Genomic DNA, 17,596 nt, shown 5'->3' with positions numbered 1-17,596 from the left:
CAGCGGCCCGGGGTCGGGGAGCTCCATCCGAGCCAGTGCCGCCGCTCGCGGGCCCGGCCCCGGAGCCCGCCCGGGGTCCCGGGCGCGCGTCCCGCGTTCCGGTTCCGGTCCCGCGTTCCGGTCCCGCGTTCCGGTTCCGGTCCCTCGTTCCGGTCCCGCGTTCCGGTTCCGGTCCCGCGTTCCGGTTCCGGTTCTGGGTGCGTGTTCCGGTTCCTGTTCTCGTTCCTCGTTCCTCGTTCCTGGTTTTTCTTCGCAACTCGCAGGAGATTGAAGTCCCATGGCTGAAGTTCTCGTTTTTGTCGATCACGTGGATGGTGCTGTCCGTAAGCCGACGCTGGAGCTGCTGACGCTGGCGCGTCGTGTCGGTGAGCCGGTCGCTCTCGCGCTGGGTGCGGGTGCGGCGGGTACGGCGGGTGTGCTGGCCGAGCATGGTGCGGTGCGGGTCCTGACGGCTGATGCGCCGGAGTTCGGTGAGTATCTGGTGGTGCCGAAGGTCGATGCGCTGCAGGCGGCGGTCGAGGCCCTCTCGCCGGTCGCGGTGCTGGTTCCCTCGTCCGCGGAGGGCAAGGAGATCGCGGCGCGTCTCGCGGTCCGGATCGGTTCGGGGATCATCACGGACGCGGTGGATCTGGAGGCCGGTGAGCAGGGCCCGGTCGCCACGCAGTCCGTGTTCGCCGCGTCGTTCACGACCAGGTCCCGGGTGTCGAAGGGTGTTCCGGTGATCACGGTCAAGCCGAACTCGGCCGCGGTGGAGGCCGCTCCGGCGGCGGGTGCGGTCGAGGAGCTGGCGGTGTCGTTCTCCGGGCAGGCCACCGGTACCCGGGTCGTTTCCCGTACCGCGCGTGAGTCGACGGGGCGTCCGGAGCTGACCGAGGCCGCGATCGTCGTCTCGGGTGGGCGGGGTGTCAACGGCGCCGAGAACTTCGCGGTCATCGAGGCGCTGGCGGACTCGCTCGGTGCGGCGGTCGGTGCGTCGCGGGCGGCGGTGGACGCGGGCTGGTACCCGCACTCCAACCAGGTCGGCCAGACCGGCAAGTCCGTCTCGCCGCAGCTGTACATCGCCTCCGGTATCTCCGGGGCGATCCAGCACCGGGCGGGCATGCAGACGTCCAAGACGATCGTCGCGATCAACAAGGACGCCGAGGCCCCGATCTTCGACCTCGTCGACTACGGCGTCGTCGGCGACCTCTTCCAGGTCGTGCCCCAGCTCACCGAAGAGGTCAGGACCCGCAAGGGCTGACCCGCCCCCTTCGAACAGCGTCCCGACGGTCCGGGGCCGCGTGGTGTCCACCCACCGCACTGCCCCGGACCGTCCTGCCGATGAGGGGAACGTCCAACTCGCCCCCGGCGCCGGGGCGTCAGCCGCTGTCGGCGGCGCGGGCCGTCCAGCGTTCCTCTACCTTCGCGATCCTCCAGTACGCCAACGCCACCGCCCACACCAGCACGAAGAGCCCGACGATGAGGTAGCCGACGTTGCCCAGGTCGAGGCCGGAGATCCAGCCGGTGACCGAGTCCCGGAGATCGAGCTTGTCGTGCAGTACGGTGACCAGCTCGATCGTGCCGATGAGGAAGGCGACCGCGATCGACAGGCCCGTGATGGCAAGGTTGTAGAAGACCTTGCGCACCGGGTTGGAGAAGGCCCACTGGTAGGCGAAGTTCATGAACGTCCCGTCGAGCGTGTCGAACAGGCTCATCCCGGCGGCGAACAGCAGCGGCAGGCACAGGATCGCGTACCAGGGCAGTCCGGCCGCGGCACCGCTGCCCGCCATGACCATCAGGGTGACCTCCGTGGCGGTGTCGAAGCCGAGACCGAAGAGGAAGCCGAGCGGATACATCTGGCCGGGCCTGGTGATGGACCCGGTGAACCGGCCGAGGATACGGTTCATGAACCCCCGCGAGTCCAGGTGCTGCTCCAGTTCGGCCTCGTCGAAGCGGCCGGCCCTCATCGCCCTGAACACCCGCAGGATGCCGACGAGCGCGACCAGGTTCAAGGCGGCGATCAGGTAGAGGAAGGACCCCGAGACGGTCGTGCCGACCACACCCAACACCTGGTGCGTGCCCGAATCTTCGTTGATCAGCACCCCCGCGAGTCGCGCTCCCCCGGCTACCAGCGCCGCCATGGCGATGACCACGCTGGAGTGTCCGAGCGCGAACCAGAAGCCGACCGAAACGGGCCGCTTCCCGTCGGCCATCAGTTTGCGGGTCGTGTTGTCGATGGCGGCTATGTGGTCGGCGTCGAAGGCGTGCCGCATACCGAGGGTGTAGGCGGTGATCCCGAGTCCGATGCCGAACGCCTTGGATCCGACCTCGTAATGCCCCGGTACGACCAGTAGGAACAGCACGCCGAACGCCACCACATGCAGGGCCGCTATCACCGCGAGCAGCCCCGCGGTGCGAATGGTGTCCTCGCGCCGCCACTTGAACACGGCAGATTCGGGCAGGGTCATACGGTCACACTCCAGCACCTCGTGGATAACTTCGTGAGATGCCGTGGCCGGTCTCCTGGCTGACGGGTTCGCTCGCGCTCGTACCCGTCCCGGCCTTCCCAGCCGCGCTCTGCGGCCAGTGGCGTCAGTGGGACGGATACTCCCCGATCACAGTGGCGAGGGCCGCTCCGGCCTGAGACTCCCTGGAGTCTTTCACCGGTCTTCCCGAACACCACGACGTGCACACTCTAGGTTCCCGTGAGTGGCGCCTACAAGGCCGCCCGGTTCGACCGGTGGCGCTCCTTCGGCGCGCGGGGGCTCGGGGTCGCATGTAGCCCGGGGTCGCGCGGGGCCCCCTGGTGACAGCGGATTAAATCGCACGGCAGGGACGTTGTGCGTGATCGGTGCCGATTCGTAGAGGAATCCGGTGGGTCTGGAGGCATGGCTGTGCACGGTGAGTACAAGGTCCCGGGCGGCAAGCTCGTCGTCGTCGATCTGGACGTCGAGGGCGGGGCGTTGCGCAACGTGCGGGTGGCCGGGGACTTCTTCCTGGAGCCCGACGAGGCGATTCTCGCGATCGACGCGGCACTGGAAGGCGCCCCGGCCAACACCGGCACCGCCGGTCTCGCCGCCCGGATCGACGCGGCTCTCCCCGCCTCGACCGTGATGCTCGGCCTCAGCTCCGAGGGCGTCGCCGTCGCCGTGCGCCGGGCCCTCGCGCACGCCACCGAGTGGAGCGACTACGACTGGCAGCTCATTCACGAGGCCCCGCAGTCCCCCGCGCTCCACATGGCCCTCGACGAGGTCATCACCGCCGAGGTCGCCGCAGGCCGGCGTCCGCCGACGCTCCGGGTGTGGGAGTGGGCCTCGCCCGCCGTGATCATCGGCAGTTTCCAGTCGTTGCGCAACGAGGTCGACCCGGCAGGTGCAAAACGCCACGGCATCACGGTCGTTCGCCGCGTATCCGGTGGTGGGGCCATGTTCGTGGAGCCCGGCAACACCATCACGTACTCGCTCTCCGTTCCGGACTCGCTCGTCTCGGGCCTCTCGTTCGCCGACAGTTACGCCTACCTCGACGACTGGGTGCTCGGCGCCCTCGGCGACATGGGCATCAAGGCCTGGTACCAGCCGCTCAACGACATCGCCACGGACGCGGGGAAGATCGCGGGAGCGGCTCAGAAGCGCGTGGTCGGCGGGGAGGGTGCCGTTCTGCACCACGTGACGATGTCGTACGACATCGACGCCGACAAGATGCTGGAGGTGCTCCGCATCGGCAAGGAGAAGCTCTCCGACAAGGGCACCAAGAGCGCGAAGAAGCGCGTCGATCCGTTGCGCCGCCAGACCGGACTGGCGCGCGAGGCCGTCATCGATCGGATGATCGAGTCCTTCCGCACCCGGCACGGCCTCGCGCAGGGCAAGGTGACGGACGAGGAGATGGCCCGGGCCGAGGAGCTCGTGCGTACGAAGTTCGGCACCGAGGAGTGGACCGCTCGGGTGCCGTGACCGAGCGCCGGGTTCCGGGCTGTGGACGGCCCGTCGTCAAGGTGGTCACGTCACCGTCCCCGGGAGTTCCTGCTCGGTCCAGATGATCTTGCCTTCGGGTGTGTAGCGAGTACCCCAACGGCGGGTCAGCTGAGCCACGAGGAAGAGGCCGCGACCGCCCTCGTCGGTCGTCCTGGCGTGCCGCAGCCGGGGAGAGGTGCTGCTGGCGTCGGAGACCTCGCAGATCAGGACGGACTGGCGCAGCAGCCGCAGCCTGATCGGGCCGGCGGCGTAGCGCACCGCGTTGGTGACCAGTTCGCTGACGATCAGCTCGGTCGTCATCTCCAGTTCCTCCAGGCCCCAGGTCCTCAGCACGCGTGCTGTGCGGGCCCGGACGCCCGCGACGGCGGCCGGGTCGGAGGGCACCTCCCAGGAGACGACGTGGTCGGCGCTCAGCTCGTGCGTACGGGCGAGCAGCAGGGCGACGTCGTCGGGCTGCGGTACGGGGAGCAGCTGCTCGACGACCGTCGCGCAGAGTGCGTCGAGGGAGAGTCCGCACTGCGACAGGGCGGCGCCGAGGCGGGACATGCCGAAATCGGCGTCCCGGTCCCTGCCTTCGATGAGGCCGTTGGTGTAGAGGCCGATCAGACTGCCTTCCGGCAGCGCGATCTCCGCCGTCTCGAAGGGCATCCCGCCCAGGCCGAGCGGGGGCCCTGCGGGCAGTTCGGGGAAGCTGACACGCCCGTCCGGGAAGACGACGACGGGGGGCGGGTGGCCGGCGCGGGCCATCGTGCAGAGCTGGGTGACCGGGTCGTAGACCGCGTATAGGCAGGTGGCGCCGAGCACGGTCGTGCCGCTCACCTCGCCGTCGGGTTCCTCGTCGCTCAGCCGGAGGACGAGGTCGTCGAGGTGGGCCAGCAGTTCGTCCGGGGGCAGGTCCATGTCGGCGAGGGTGTGCACGGCGGTGCGGAGCCTGCCCATGGTCGCGGCGGCGCTGATGCCGTGGCCGACCACATCGCCGACGACCAGGGCGACCCGGGCGCCGGACAGCGGGATCACATCGAACCAGTCGCCCCCGACCCCGTCCTTGGCGTCCGCCGGGAGGTACGAGGACGCGACGTCCAGGGCCATCCCCCCGGGCAGGGTGTGCGGGAGCAGACTGCGCTGGAGGGTCAGCGCCGCGGCGTGCTCGCGGGTGTAGCGGCGGGCGTTGTCCACGCACACCGCCGCCCGTGCCACCACTTCGCGGGCCGGCAGGACGTCGTCGGGTTCGAAAGGAGCCAGGTTCACCGATCGTACGAAGGTGGTCAGGCCGAGCACCGTGTCCCGGGCCCGCATGGGTACGGCGATGAGGGAATGGAGACCGAACTCGCGGATGGTCGCCGCCCTGGCGGGCTGTTCGACGTCCCACAGTCGCCTGACGGAGTCGAGGACCGGGATCAGGAGGGGTTCGCCCTCCCTGAGGAACCGGACGTCGTGGGACGGGGGAACGGAGTCCACCAGGTCCCCGACCCGGTGGATCGCCTCCGGGCAGCCCTCCCGCACCGAGCTCATTCCCGCGCGGAGCAGCATCGGCCGGGCCGACGCGCCACCCGCACCCGGGCGGGCGGCTCCCGTGCCGGAAGGCCCGGTACCGAGGGGCCACGGACCGGGCTCCTCAGGGCTGGCGACCGGTTCCAGCAGGTCGACGACGACGAAGTCGGCGAACCGCGGCACCGCGAAGTCGGCCAGCTCCTGAGCGGTGCGCAGCACGTCCAGGGTGGAGCCGATGCTGGCTCCGGCGTCGTTGACCAGGGACAGGCGCTGCTGGGCCTTCCACCGGTCGGTGACGTCCAGGACCATGTAGCAGAGGCCGGTGACCGTGCCGTCACCTTCGGTCAGGGGGAAGAACGAGGTGGAGTAGGCGCGCTCCCGGTGCGGATCGGCCCAGCTCCAGCCCCGGTACTCGTAGTCGATGACGGGGATCCCGGTGTCCAGCACCCGCCGCATCTGGGTCTCCAAGGCGTCGGCCGCCATTCCCGGGAGCACTTCGCTCAGTCCGCGGCCCACCCGCTGTCCCCGCGGGACGCCGCCGATGCGTTCCAGGGTGTCGTTCAGCCAGACGTAGCGCAGCTGTGGGTTCAGTACCGCCATCCCGATCGGTGAGCTGGTCAGGAAGGCGTCGACCACCGACTGCCCCGCGACCCACTCCGGCCTCCGTTCACGCCCGGAGACCAGGAAGCACTCGCGGCCGTCCAGGTGGAACGCGGCCGAGACCCGCAGATCCACTTCGATCCGCTGCCCGTCGCGCCGCCGCACGGTGGCGACACCGCTCCACCCCACGCCCGTGCGGCAGCGCTCGGCGATGCCCGCCACCCGTACCGGGTCCCCGGGCATGGCGAGGAGGAAGTCGGCGGGGTTCCCGACCACTTCCGCGGCGCGGTAGCCGAGCAACTCCTGCGCGCTGTGCGTCCAGCCCATGACCGTTCCGGTCCCGGCGACCACCGCGGTCGCGTCGTTCGCCGCGTCGAAGGAGTGCTGAGGGCTGCTGGGCTGCGGCGGTTCGGCTCCGGGCGCCGACTGCGGGCCTGCGGACGCCATACTTGTCACCACCCCTCCACTCCGTTCGGTTCCATGATCCTGCCTACGGCGCTCGGGTGCGAATGTCCGGGGCCGTGGTTCGCGGGGCCCGGCTGCCGCGATGCGGGTCAGGGTCGGGGTTCGCGGGGTGCGACGAGGCCCGATTCGTACGCGAAGACGACGAGCTGCGCCCGGTCGCGGGCGCCCAGCTTGGTCATGGCGCGGCTGATGTGGGTCTTCGCGGTGAACGGGCTGATCACCATGTGTGCGGCGATCTCCTCGTTGGTGAGACCGCGGGCGGCCAGTGCGCTGACTTCGCGTTCCCGGCGGGTGAGGTTCTCGAAACCGGGGGCGGTGGTCCGGTCGGGTGGTCTCGCGACGAATTCGCCGATCAGCCGGCGGGTGATGGCGGGCGAGAGCAGTGCGTCACCGCGGGCCGCTACGTGGATCGCACGGAGGAGTTCGGCCGGTTCGGTGTCCTTCAGGAGAAACCCGGCGGCTCCGGCGCGCAGCGCGTCGAAGACGTACTCGTCGAGGCCGTAATTGGTGAGGATCACGACGTGGACGGCGGCAAGCCGGGGGTCGGCGGCGATCTCGCGGGTGGTCTCGATGCCGCCCATCACCGGCATCTGTACGTCGACGAGGGCGACGTCCGGGGTGTGCAGTCGGGCGAGCTCCAGGCCGTGGTGGCCGTCGGCGGCCTCGCCGATCACCTCGATGCCGTCCTCGGCGTCGAGCAGCGCTCGGAATCCGGCCCGCATCAGCGCCTGGTCGTCGACGATCAGCACCCGGATCGGCGCCGCGTCCGATGCGGTCATCCGAGGGTTCCGGCGGTGTGGAGGGGGAGCTCCGCGCATACGGAGAAGCCACCGGCCGGGCGGGGGGCGGCTTCGAGGGTGCCGCCGAGCGCGGTGACGCGTTCGCGCATGCCGGTGAGTCCGGTGCCCGCGGTGACGGTGTCACCCGCGGTGCGGGGTCCCTGGTCGTCGATGCGCACGGTCAGGGCCCGTTCGGTGTAGGTGAGGCGGACGGTCGTGGTGGCGCGGCCGGCGTGCCGGGCGACATTGGTGAGGGCCTCCTGCACGATGCGGTACGCGGCCCGGTCGACGGCCGGGGGCAGGGGGCGTTCGTCACCGCTGACCGTGACGTCGAGGGCGATGCCCGCGGTACGGGCCCGCTCGGCCAGCTCGTCGATGCGGTCGAGGCCGGTGCCGGGCTCGACGACGTCGGTCCGGAGCACTTCCAGCGTCGCCCGCAGTTCGCGCATCGCCTCGCCGCTGGCCTCCTGGATGGCGAGCAGCGCGGGCTCCACCTCGGTGCCCCGTTTACGGGCGAGGTGCACGGCGACTCCCGCCTGGAGCTTGACGATCGAGATGGAGTGGGTGAGCGAGTCGTGCAGCTCGCGGGCGATCCGCAACCGCTCCTCCCCCGCCCGGCGCAGCGCGGCTTCGTCCCGGCTGCGTTCGGCGTCCAGGGCCCGTTGTTCGGTCTGGCGCAGATACGCCTGCCAGTTCTTGTCGATCAGTCCGGTGACGCCCGCGCAGAGGAACCAGCCGAGCAGCAGCAGGGTCCGTTCGACGGTCTCCCGTGGGCCCGGTGCGCCGATGGCGAGGACCGTGAAGTAGCCGGTGAGGAAGAGGGCGCCCGCCGCGACGCCCCAGGCGCGGTGTCCGCCCCGGGCGGCGGCGTGCACGGCGGCCAGTACGGGGAAGGCCGCCCAGCTTCCCGGGTGCGCGTGAACCACGTAGCCGAGCATGCAGAACGTGGTGACGGCGAGGACCGCGCGCGGGGCATCGCGGTGCCCGGCGAGTACGAGTGCGCCGGCCGCGACGAGCAGCAGGTCGAGGGCGTCGGGCGCCGAGGCGACGACGGCCGCGGCGGTGACCGCCACGGCGATGACGACGGCAAGTGCCGTGTCCAGCAGGCGAGTCCGCCGGTCGGTGTCCTTCGTGTCCCCCCGCATGTGCGGCACCCTAACTTCCGTACGGCCGTGGCGGCATCACCCCCGGGGACGGATGCGCGACTACTCCGGGGGGAGTAGCCGCGACGGCGGTGGGTCGCGCGGGATCAGCGGTGACTGTCTCCGGGGGTACGACGACCTGGGGCGGGCGTGCGGGCGAGCATCGTCGCCATGACCGGACCTTTCCGTTACACCTCACCCGTACCTCCGAAATCGGCGACCGGCACGGTCGCCGACGTGTACGCCCAACTGGGCACCGACTTCGGCATCGAACGTGCCCGAGTCTTCGTCGTCCTGTCCGCCGCGCCACCCCTGCTGGCCGGTACCTGGGCCGTGCTGCGGGAGTCCCTGCTGGCCGGGCGTGCGCCGCGCACGGACAAGGAGGTGGTGGCCGCCGGGGTCTCCCTCGCCAACCGCTGTCCGTTCTGCGTGGACGCGCACATCGTGCTGCTGCACGCCACCGGCGACCACCGGCTGGCCGAGACGCTCGCGCGCGGCGAACAGCCGAAGGACCCAGGGCATCGTCAACTGCTTGCCTGGGGAAAGGACATGACTACCGTGCGGCCGTTCCCGGCCGAGCAGTCCGCGGAGCACATCGGGACGGCGCTCGCCTTCCACTTCATCAACCGGATCGTGTCGTCGCTGCTGACCGAGAACGCGCTGCCCTGTGGCGCGCAGAAGTACCGTCTCGTACGGACCGTGGCGGGCCGCTCCCTGGCCGGCACCGTGCGCCGTGAGCTGACGCCCGGGGAGAGTCTGGCCCTGCTCGAAACGGAGGGCGAGCCACCGCGGTGGGCGGCGGGCACGGCGATCGGTACGGCGTTCGGCGCGCTGCGTACGGCGGCACAGCTCGGCGCGGGACTGCTGAGCGACGAGGAACTGGCTCTCGTACGGGAGTCGGTGGCGGCCTGGGACGGTGTGACTCCCCTGCCGCTGCACGGCGCGCGGCTGCCGGACCGGGACGCGCTGCCGGGCGCCCGGCTGGCGCTGCTCGCGGCCCGTGCGCCGTACCGGATCACCGACGACGACGTGGCCGCCTGGCGCGTACCGCCGCGCACCGATCACTGCCTGGTCCATCTGATCGCGTTCGGTGCGATCTGCGCCGTCGAGCGCGTCGAGGCCATCCTCACCACGACGAAGGAGCACGCATGACCGTCACCGACACCTGGAACGGGCCGGTCGGTCGGCACTGGGCCGACCATCCGGACCGCTACAACGCCATGCTGGCGGGGTTCGACGCGCCGCTGTTCGACGCGGCGGCGATCGGTGCGGCCGACCGGGTCCTCGACATCGGCTGCGGCAGCGGCCACACGACTCGGACGGCCGCGCGGCGCGCGCCTCGGGGACGGGTCACCGGCGTGGACATCTCGGCGCCGCTCCTGGAGCGGGCCCGGTCCCTCACCCCGGCGGCGGAATACCCGTCCGTTTCCTACGAGTCGGGGGACGCGCAGACCCATCCGTTCGAGCCGGGCGGCTACGACGTGGCGATCAGCCGGGGCGGTGTGATGTTCTTCGCCGACCACATCGCCGCCTTCACTCATATCGCCGGCGCGCTGCGGCCCGACGGCAGACTGGCCTTCATCTGCCCGCAGCCCCCGCGGGCCGACGGCGAGGAGAGCAAGGCGCTGGGCCTGCTGGCCTCGCTGCTGGGCCGGGACCACACCTCGGAGAACGCGGTGGCGACGGCGATGGCCTCCCTGTCGGATCCGGAGCGCCTCCACGAAGTGCTGGGCGCGGCCGGGTTCACGGAGATCTCCGCGGTCGCCGTGAACGCGGCCACCCGCTGGGGCCGGGACGCGGCGGACGCGGTCGAGTTCTTCGTGTCCCGGACGCCGGGGCTCGCCGTCTCCGATGCCACCCGGGCCGCGATGACGGAGGTGCTGCTGCCGCACGAGACCCCGGACGGTGTGCTGCTGCGGGCGGGGGTGTGGGTGGTCAGCGCCCGTCGCCCGGCCTGAGGGAGGGGGACGGAGCGGGGGGCCGGTGTTCGTACCAGCGGCGGTCGGCCTCCAGCTGGGCGGCGAGGGAGATCAGCCGTTCCTCGCTGCGGGAGGGACCGAGCAGCTGGGCGCCGACGGGCAGCCCGCCGGCGGTGAACCCGGCCGGAACGTTGATGCCGGGCCAGCCCAGTACGTTCCAGGGCCAGGCGTACGGGCAGGCCTCGGTCATCGCCACATCGGTGCGCCAGGCGCTCAGCCCGTCGAACCGGCCGATCGGGGGCGGTGGCAGGGCGGTCGTCGGGGTGAGCAGCACGTCGTAGCCGGCCCGGGTCCGGGACGTACGGAAGAACGCGCCGATCCTGCGGTGCTGGCGCACCTCCCGTCCCCGGGCCGCGCGCACCACCCGGCCGCCGAGCCGGGTGCCGGTGCGCAGGGCGCTGCGGGTGCGCGGGTCGAGGAGGGCGGGGTCGGGGTGGCGGGCGGCGAGTTCGGCGATCCCGGCGGTGGCGCGGGGGACGAAGCCGAGGCCGATCAGACCGTAGCGGGGCCTGGCCTCCTCGACGTCGTGGCCCAGGCGGGCGAGGGCCTCGGCCAGTGCGGTGACGGCCCGCCGCACTTCGGGGTGGGGTGCGGAGCCGGTGAGGGTGAGCGGGGGGCGCCAGGCAAGGGCGATGCGCAGTCTGCCCGGGTCGCGGCGGGCGGCGGCCGAGGCCGCGACGGCGGGCGGGCGGTGCGGGTCGTCGGGGTGGGGTCCGGCGACGGCGTCGAGCAGCAGGGCGGCGTCGGCGACGGTCCTGGCCAGCGGTCCGTTGACGGTCAGGCCCTGGAAGGCGTCGCTCTGCGGGTGGACGGAGATCCGGCCGCGCTGCGGTTTGATGCCGACGAGGTGGGTCCAGGCCGCCGGGATCCGGACGGACCCGGCGCCGTCCGAACCGAGCGCTGCGGGTACGAGCCCGGCGGCGACGGCGGCCGCGGACCCGCCGGACGAGCCGCCGGGGGTGTGTCCGGTGTTCCAGGGGTTGCGGGTGGCGCCGAAGGCGGGGCCCTCGGTGAACGGCCACTGGCCCAGCTCGCAGGAGTTGGTCTTCCCGACGATCACGGCCCCGGCGGCCCGCAGCCTGCGTACGACCTCGCTGTCGGCGGTGGCGGCGGGCAGATCGCCGTCGCAGCCGAAGTAGGTCGGCATGCCGAGGACATCGGTGTCGTCCTTGACGGCGAACGGCACGCCGAGCAGGGGCAGCCGCTCCCCTGCGGCGAGCCTGCGATCGGCCTCGGCGGCCTCGGCGAGCGCGGCCTCGACGCGCAGGTGCCGGAAGGCGTTCAGGGTGCCCTGGCTCGCCTCGATGCGCCGCAGGGCCGCGGCCACCTGCTCGGTCGAGGTGGTACGGCCTTCGGCCAGCTCCCGTGCGCTGTCGGCCAGTCCGGTCAGGCCGGCCGGTTCGGTGGTTTCGACGGCTTCCGTTGACGACATGGGCTGCCCGCCTTCCTCGCCTCGGCAGGTGCGCACGCCCGCACCTGTACGCCCGAACGAACTTACCGGAGGGTAACGAGTCATGCGCGGTCCGCTCAACCGTTCGGAGGAGGGTTGGGCGGAGGAGCGCACCACCCGCCCCCTCCGCGTACCGCCTACGGCCGGACGCTGATCTCGCCGATCCCGGTCCCGAGGCCCGCACAGTGCGCGGTGGACTGACCGGACTGCCCCGGATCGAGGGTGACGTGCTCGCCGTCCACGTCCGGGGACCAGCCGCAGACCAGATGCACCCAGAAGGTCTGCGCCGCGCTTCCGTCGTTGCGGCACAGCGCGTAGCCCGTGTAGTCGTCGATCTCGTGCTTTCCGGTCTCGCAGGACAGACCGGGCGGCGTCGCCCCGGGTGTCACGGCGGTGGCGACGGTCGCGGGTACCGCGAGGGCCGCGGCCGCCCCTGCGACGACGCCCCGGAGCACGGTCCTGGACACGCTCCCCATCGACAGCTTCATGTCTTCCCGTTCCTCCTCGTCGGTGACGAACTCGGTGCGTCGGCAACCGTCCCCCGCCACCCATGACACAAAACGAGGCAAAACATCACCGTGTGTATACGCTCGGTGGGTGGTTCGCCGTCGCGCGACCCCCACCTGCCCGGCGTACGCTCAAAAGGATCGGATCGCACACCTGAACAGGCCCGACGGGCCCTTCGAGGGAGGCGCCGTGACCGGCCAACTCATCGGTACACGCCAGGCCGCCTGGGCGGCGGTCCTCGTGCTGGGACTCACGAGCGGCGGTGCCATCGGCGGCGGTGTGGCCCGGGCGGACAACGGCATCGACAAGCTCTCCGCCCAGCAGATCGCAGACCGCTCACGTGACGCGCTCCTGAGCGCCCACTCCTTGCACCTCAGCACGCGCGGCACCCTCGGCAGGGGCATCCCGTCGATGACCCTGGATCTCACCCTCGACCGGAACGGCAACTGCACCGGTTCGGTGGACCTCGGCAGCAGCCAGGGGTCGGTCCGGATCGTGAAGCGCGGCAACGACGTCTGGGTCAAGCCGGACGCGGACTTCTGGAAGAGCCAGGTGCCGTACGGCGGCGCGGCCTTCGCCGCGATCCTCAACGGGCGCTACATGAAGGGTTCGGCCGACGACCCGAGGCTGCGCGACGTGACGAACGGATGCGACCTGGACACCTTCCGGAAGCTGGTCGGCGATCACGCGAACAACGACCGGGGCACGCTGAACAAGGGCCGCAGGACCACGCTCGACGGGGCTCCCGTGGTGCCGGTGACCAGGCTCAGGGACGGCAGGGCGGAGACGGTGTACGTCGCGGCCACGGGCAAGCCGTACCCGCTGAGGATCACGGTCCGGGGCGGCGGGGCGAACGCGGTCGTGGGCCTCTCGGCCTTCGACAAGCCGGTGCCCACGGCCACACCGCCGCCGGATCAGACGTACGACATCAATGCGCTGCTGACCCGTCGGACCGCGCCGCTGTGACCCCGGAGCCGGAGCGCCCGCTGAGCACCGCGTACAACACCAGCGACGAGGCCAGTCCGACCGCCCAGCCGTAGTCCGCGAGCGGCTTCAGGAACGGGATCAGGCCGCCGGCCGGGAACGGGCCCGCGCCGGGGGCCGAGTGGGAGCCGCCGATCGCGAGGACGCCGCCGACGACGAACGCGACGACCGCGCGCCAGTTCCAGCCGTTGGCGTACCAGTAGCGGCCGCCGGGACGGTAGAGGTCCGCCAGGTCGAGCACGGTGCGGCGGACGATCCAGTAGTCGGCGATCAGGATGCCCGCTACCGTACCGAGCAGTCCGCCGACCAGTCCGAGCCAGGTGAAGATGTACAGCTCGGGGGTCTCGGTGAGTTTCCACGGCATGATGAGGACGCCGACGACACCCGTGATCAGGGCGCCCGTACGGAAGTTGATGAGCTTGGGGGCGAGGTTCGCCAGGTCGTACGCGGGTGACACGACGTTCGCCGCGATGTTCACGGAGACCGTCGCCACCAGCACCGTGACCAGGGCGTAGAGCAGCCCGAAGACGTTGTCGGTCCGGGCGACGAGCTGGACCGGGTCCCAGATCGCCTCCCCGTACACGGCCTGCGAGCCGGAGGTGACCAGGACCGAGAGCAGGGCGAAGAGCGTCATCGTGGTCGGCAGGCCGAGCGACTGGCCCCGGATCTGGGCACGTTGGCCGGCCCCGAAGCGGGTGAAGTCGGGGATGTTGAGGGAGAGCGTGGCCCAGAAGGCGATCATGCCCATCAGGGAGGGGAAGAAGACCGGCCAGAACTCCTTGCCCCAGCCGAGCTTCGAGGGCTGGTCGAGCAGCGGGCCGAAGCCACCGGCCTTGACGGCGACCCAGACCAGCAGCACCACGGCGCCGACGATGACGAACGGGGCCGCCCAGTTCTCGAACCGCCGCAGGGCGTCCATCCCTCGGTAGATGATGGCGAGTTCGAGCGCCCAGAAGAGGATGAAGCAGAGCCAGAGTGTCCACGGCTGCCCACCGATCTCGGATGCCTTCGCCCAGCCGCCGAAGATCTTCCCGAGCAGGGTGAAGATGCCGACGCCGCCGATCCAGGTCTGGATGCCGAACCAGGCGCAGGCCACTGCGGCCCGGATCAGCGCGGGCAGATTGGCGCCGCGCAGCCCGAAGGAGGCGCGGGCCAGAACGGGGAAGGGGATGCCGTACTTGGGTCCGGCGTGCCCGGTGAGGAGCATCGGACCGAGCACGATCAGGTTGGCGAGCGCAATGGTGAAGACGGCTTGTTTCCAGTCCATGCCGAGGGCCACCAGGCCGGAGGCGAGCAGCCAGGACGGAATGTTGTGGGCCATGCCGACCCAGAGCGCGGCGAAGTTGTACGTCGTCCAGCGGCGCCGTTCCAGCGGGACGGGCAACAGGTCCTCGTTGACGAAACGGTTGTCGGTGGGGACGGCGCCGGGGGCGAGTTCGATGCGGCCCGACGCGTCGGATATCCCGTCCTGCGGTGGGACGGGTGGAAGGGGTGGTGTGGGTGGGACGATCGATGTCATGGCGGCTGGACCCTTCGCATGGGAGCGGTGCCGTGCGGGGCGGTGCGCGGGGGTGCATGGGGTGCGTGCGGTGCATGGGGTGCATGGGTGCGGACAACCGTGGGACGGGCGGGCCTGACGGTCAGGCTGTCATGTCGTCAGCGCCGGAATGATCTGCGAGCCGTAGGCATCGATCGTCGCCTCGCGCGCGTCGTGCATGTTGTAGACGGCGAACTGGTCGACGCCCAGGTCGCGCAGCGCCCGGAGCTTCTCGATGTGTGCCTCGGCGGGGCCCAGCAGGCAGAACCGGTCGACGATCTCGTCCGGTACGAAGGCCGTGTCGGGGTTTCCGGCGCGGCCGTGGTGGCTGTAGTCGTAGCCGGACCGCCCGGCGATGTACGCGGTCAGGGCCTCGGGGACGAGTCCGGAGTGCTCGCCGTACCGGGAGACCAGGTCCGCGACATGGTTGCCGACCATGCCGCCGAACCAGCGGCACTGCTCGCGGGCGTGGTCGAGGTCGTCGCTCACATAGGCGGGGGCGGCGACGCAGATGGTCACGGAGTCCGGGTCGCGGCCCGCCTGTGCCGCCGCGTCCCGTACGGCCTTGATCATCCACTCGGTGAGGAACGGGTCGGCGAGCTGGAGGATGAAGCCGTCGGCCTTCTGCCCCGCGAGGGCGAGCGCCTTCGGACCGTACGCGGCCATCCAGACCGGCAGTCTGCCGTTCTTCACCCAGGGGATCTGAACCGGCTGCCCGTCGACGGCGGCCTCCCGCCCCTCGGCGAGGTCGCGGATGACGTCGATGGCCTCGCCGAGGCGGGCCAGAGTGTTGGGTTTGCGTCCGGCGACGCGCATCGCCGAGTCGCCCCGGCCGATGCCGCAGACGGTGCGGTTGCCGAACATGTCGTTGAGGGTGGCGAAGGTGGAGGCGGTGACCTCCAAGGTGCGGGTGGACGGGTTGGTGACCATGGGGCCGACGACGAGGTGTTCGGTGTGTTCGAGGATCTGGCTGTAGATGACGAACGGCTCCTGCCAGAGCACCGCCGAGTCGAAGGTCCAGCCGTGGCGGAAGCCGTTGCGTTCGGCGCGGCGCATCAGGCCGACGACGGCCGAGGCGGGCGGGTCGGTCTGGAGGACGAGTCCGAATTCCATGACGGTGCTCCTAGTCCAGGTACTGGCAGGTGGCGCGCGGGGTGTACATGCCGTGACCGGCCCGGCCGGTGAACTTCCTTCCGTCGACGACGACTTCACCGCGTGAGAGCACGGTGTCGACCTGGCCGGTGATCCGCTTTCCTTCGTATGCGGAGTAGTCGACGTTCATGTGATGGGTCTCGGCGGAAAGGGTCTGTTCGCACGCCGGGTCGTAGATGACGACGTCGGCGTCGGCGCCCGGCGCGATGGTGCCCTTCTTCGGGTAGAGGCCGAACATCCGGGCCGGGGAGGCGCAGGCGATCTCGATCCAGCGGCGGCGCGAGATGTGACCCTCCACGACCGCCTGATGGAGGAGATCCATCCGGTTCTCCACGCCGGGCATGCCGTTGGGGATCTTCGAGAAGTCGCCGCGCCCCATCTCCTTCTGGCCGGAGAAACAGAAGGGGCAGTGGTCGGTGGAGACGACCTGGAGTTCGTTGTTCCTGAGGCCCCGCCAGAGTGCTTTCTGGTGTTCCGCGGGACGCAGGGGGGTGGAGCAGACGTATTTCGCGCCCTCGAAGTCCGGCTCGGCGAGGTTGTCGGTGGAGAGGAAGAGATACTGCGGGCAGGTCTCGCCGAAGACGGGAAGGCCCTTGTGGCGGGCGGCGGCGACCTCGGCGACGGCCTCGTCGGCGGAGACGTGCACGACATAGAGCGGGGATCCGGCGACACGGGCGAGCTGGATGGCGCGGTGGGTGGCCTCGGCCTCCAGCGCCACCTTGCGGACGTCGCCGTGGTAGCGCGGGTCGGCATGGCCCCCGGCCAGCGCCTGTTCGACGAGGACATCGATGGCGATGCCGTTCTCCGCGTGCATCATGATCAGGCCGCCGTTGTGGGAGGCCCGTTGCATCGCGCGCAGGATCTGGCCGTCGTCGCTGTAGAAGACACCGGGGTAGGCCATGAACAGCTTGAAGGAGGTGACGCCCTCGGATACGAGAAGGTCCATCTCCTTGAGCGAGGACTCGTTCACATCGGAGAGGATCATGTGGAAGGCGTAGTCGACGGCGCAGTTGCCGTCGGCCTTCGCGTACCAGGCGTCCAGCCCTTCGCGGACCGGGCGGCCCACGGACTGGATGGCGAAGTCGACGATCGTGGTGGTGCCGCCCCAGGCAGCCGCCCGCGTACCGGTCTCGAAGGTGTCGGAGGCGTAGGTGCCGCCGAAGGGCATCTCCATGTGCGTATGCGCGTCGACACCGCCCGGGATGACGTATTTGCCGGTGGCGTCGATCCTCCGGTCGGCGCTCCAGCTCTCGGCCGCGTCGCTGTCGGGTGCTGCGAGAGCCGCGATGCGGCCGCCCTCGATGAGTACGTCGGCATGCATTTCGTCGGACGCGGTGATGACGAGACCACCGTGGATGACGGTGCGGGTCATGTACCCCTCCTCACTGTGGCGGAACGGGTCTACGCACGTAGACGAGGTGCGTGTGAAGAACGTAGAAGTGGGCTACCCACTGTGGCAATACCGCTGCGGCTAACCGCTGAAGACGTTTCGGTTTCCCCCGTCCGGCACTCCACCGGCCCACAGCGCGACGCGGCGCGGCGCCGTTCCCGGGTGGGGAA

Annotated in this window: 14 protein-coding genes and 1 riboswitch; of the genes, 5 read left to right on the top strand and 9 right to left on the bottom strand. The window is 70.9% G+C overall.

What is annotated here, in order from left to right:
* Positions 1-277 precede the first annotated feature (277 nt).
* Positions 278-1,240, top strand: a complete 963-nt coding sequence (locus ACFU8Q_RS26685; RefSeq protein ID WP_384458200.1) for an electron transfer flavoprotein subunit alpha/FixB family protein — start codon at positions 278-280, stop codon at positions 1,238-1,240.
* A 118-nt stretch (positions 1,241-1,358) separates the two neighbouring features.
* Here the strand turns inward: ACFU8Q_RS26685 and ACFU8Q_RS26680 are convergent, their stop codons facing one another.
* Positions 1,359-2,447, bottom strand: coding sequence for a HoxN/HupN/NixA family nickel/cobalt transporter (locus ACFU8Q_RS26680; protein WP_384458198.1), 1,089 nt, complete (start codon positions 2,445-2,447; stop codon positions 1,359-1,361).
* A 27-nt stretch (positions 2,448-2,474) separates the two neighbouring features.
* A riboswitch (cobalamin riboswitch) is annotated at positions 2,475-2,678 on the bottom strand.
* Positions 2,679-2,873: 195 nt separating this feature from the next.
* Between ACFU8Q_RS26680 and ACFU8Q_RS26675 the strand changes: the two genes are divergently transcribed.
* The gene (locus ACFU8Q_RS26675; RefSeq protein ID WP_384458204.1) at positions 2,874-3,929 is read left to right on the top strand and encodes a biotin/lipoate A/B protein ligase family protein; all 1,056 of its coding nucleotides are present in this window, start codon (positions 2,874-2,876) and stop codon (positions 3,927-3,929) included.
* A gap of 45 nt (positions 3,930-3,974) precedes the next feature.
* Here ACFU8Q_RS26675 and ACFU8Q_RS26670 read toward each other — a convergent pair whose 3' ends face one another.
* The 3 genes from ACFU8Q_RS26670 to ACFU8Q_RS26660 all read right to left on the bottom strand — a co-directional run bounded on the left by ACFU8Q_RS26670 (position 3,975) and on the right by ACFU8Q_RS26660 (position 8,430).
* Positions 3,975-6,488, bottom strand: a complete 2,514-nt coding sequence (locus ACFU8Q_RS26670) for a SpoIIE family protein phosphatase (protein ID WP_384458196.1) — start codon at positions 6,486-6,488, stop codon at positions 3,975-3,977.
* 107 nt (positions 6,489-6,595) lie between these two features.
* Positions 6,596-7,285: a response regulator gene (locus ACFU8Q_RS26665; RefSeq protein ID WP_384458194.1), complete on the bottom strand. Its 690-nt coding sequence runs from the start codon at positions 7,283-7,285 to the stop codon at positions 6,596-6,598.
* Positions 7,282-8,430, bottom strand: coding sequence for a sensor histidine kinase (locus tag ACFU8Q_RS26660; protein ID WP_384458192.1), 1,149 nt, complete (start codon positions 8,428-8,430; stop codon positions 7,282-7,284). The genes ACFU8Q_RS26665 and ACFU8Q_RS26660 overlap by 4 nt, the downstream gene beginning before the upstream one ends.
* 168 nt (positions 8,431-8,598) lie before the next feature.
* On the opposite strand from ACFU8Q_RS26660, the gene ACFU8Q_RS26655 reads away from it, so the two are divergent.
* Together ACFU8Q_RS26655 and ACFU8Q_RS26650 are read left to right on the top strand one after the other, a co-directional pair.
* Positions 8,599-9,579 carry a carboxymuconolactone decarboxylase family protein gene (locus ACFU8Q_RS26655; protein WP_384458190.1) on the top strand — a complete coding sequence of 327 codons (981 nt, stop codon included), beginning with the start codon at positions 8,599-8,601 and terminating at the stop codon, positions 9,577-9,579.
* Positions 9,576-10,385 carry a class I SAM-dependent methyltransferase gene (locus ACFU8Q_RS26650; protein WP_384458188.1) on the top strand — a complete coding sequence of 270 codons (810 nt, stop codon included), beginning with the start codon at positions 9,576-9,578 and terminating at the stop codon, positions 10,383-10,385. The genes ACFU8Q_RS26655 and ACFU8Q_RS26650 overlap by 4 nt, the downstream gene beginning before the upstream one ends.
* Here ACFU8Q_RS26650 and ACFU8Q_RS26645 read toward each other — a convergent pair.
* Both ACFU8Q_RS26645 and ACFU8Q_RS26640 read right to left on the bottom strand, forming a co-directional pair.
* Positions 10,363-11,838, bottom strand: coding sequence for an amidase (locus ACFU8Q_RS26645; protein WP_384458186.1), 1,476 nt, complete (start codon positions 11,836-11,838; stop codon positions 10,363-10,365). The two genes, ACFU8Q_RS26650 and ACFU8Q_RS26645, sit on opposite strands and share 23 nt — an antisense overlap.
* Before the next feature lie 155 nt (positions 11,839-11,993).
* Positions 11,994-12,344, bottom strand: a complete 351-nt coding sequence (locus ACFU8Q_RS26640) for a hypothetical protein (protein ID WP_384458202.1) — start codon at positions 12,342-12,344, stop codon at positions 11,994-11,996.
* A 208-nt stretch (positions 12,345-12,552) separates the two neighbouring features.
* On the opposite strand from ACFU8Q_RS26640, the gene ACFU8Q_RS26635 reads away from it, so the two are divergent.
* A complete protein-coding gene (locus ACFU8Q_RS26635) occupies positions 12,553-13,329 on the top strand; it encodes a hypothetical protein (protein WP_384458184.1) in 777 nt (258 codons plus the stop codon).
* Here the strand turns inward: ACFU8Q_RS26635 and ACFU8Q_RS26630 are convergent.
* The 3 genes from ACFU8Q_RS26630 to hydA form a co-directional block, all read right to left on the bottom strand.
* Positions 13,292-14,866 (bottom strand): NCS1 family nucleobase:cation symporter-1, encoded by a 1,575-nt coding sequence (locus ACFU8Q_RS26630; RefSeq protein ID WP_384458182.1) that lies wholly within the window; start codon positions 14,864-14,866, stop codon positions 13,292-13,294. The two genes, ACFU8Q_RS26635 and ACFU8Q_RS26630, sit on opposite strands and share 38 nt — an antisense overlap.
* Positions 14,867-14,995: 129 nt before the next feature.
* Positions 14,996-15,997 carry a TIGR03842 family LLM class F420-dependent oxidoreductase gene (locus tag ACFU8Q_RS26625; protein ID WP_384458180.1) on the bottom strand — a complete coding sequence of 334 codons (1,002 nt, stop codon included), beginning with the start codon at positions 15,995-15,997 and terminating at the stop codon, positions 14,996-14,998.
* Positions 15,998-16,007: 10 nt separating this feature from the next.
* Complete coding sequence (hydA, locus tag ACFU8Q_RS26620) at positions 16,008-17,408, bottom strand: dihydropyrimidinase (protein WP_384458178.1); 1,401 nt, start codon at positions 17,406-17,408, stop codon at positions 16,008-16,010.
* Between the last annotated feature and the right edge of the window lie 188 nt (positions 17,409-17,596).

Origin of the sequence: Streptomyces sp. NPDC057543 (genome assembly GCF_042801895.1) — a bacterium.
Lineage (GTDB): Bacteria > Actinomycetota > Actinomycetes > Streptomycetales > Streptomycetaceae > Streptomyces.
Note: the sequence above shows the minus strand (reverse complement) of the source record. Positions and strands in the feature narration are given on the sequence as shown.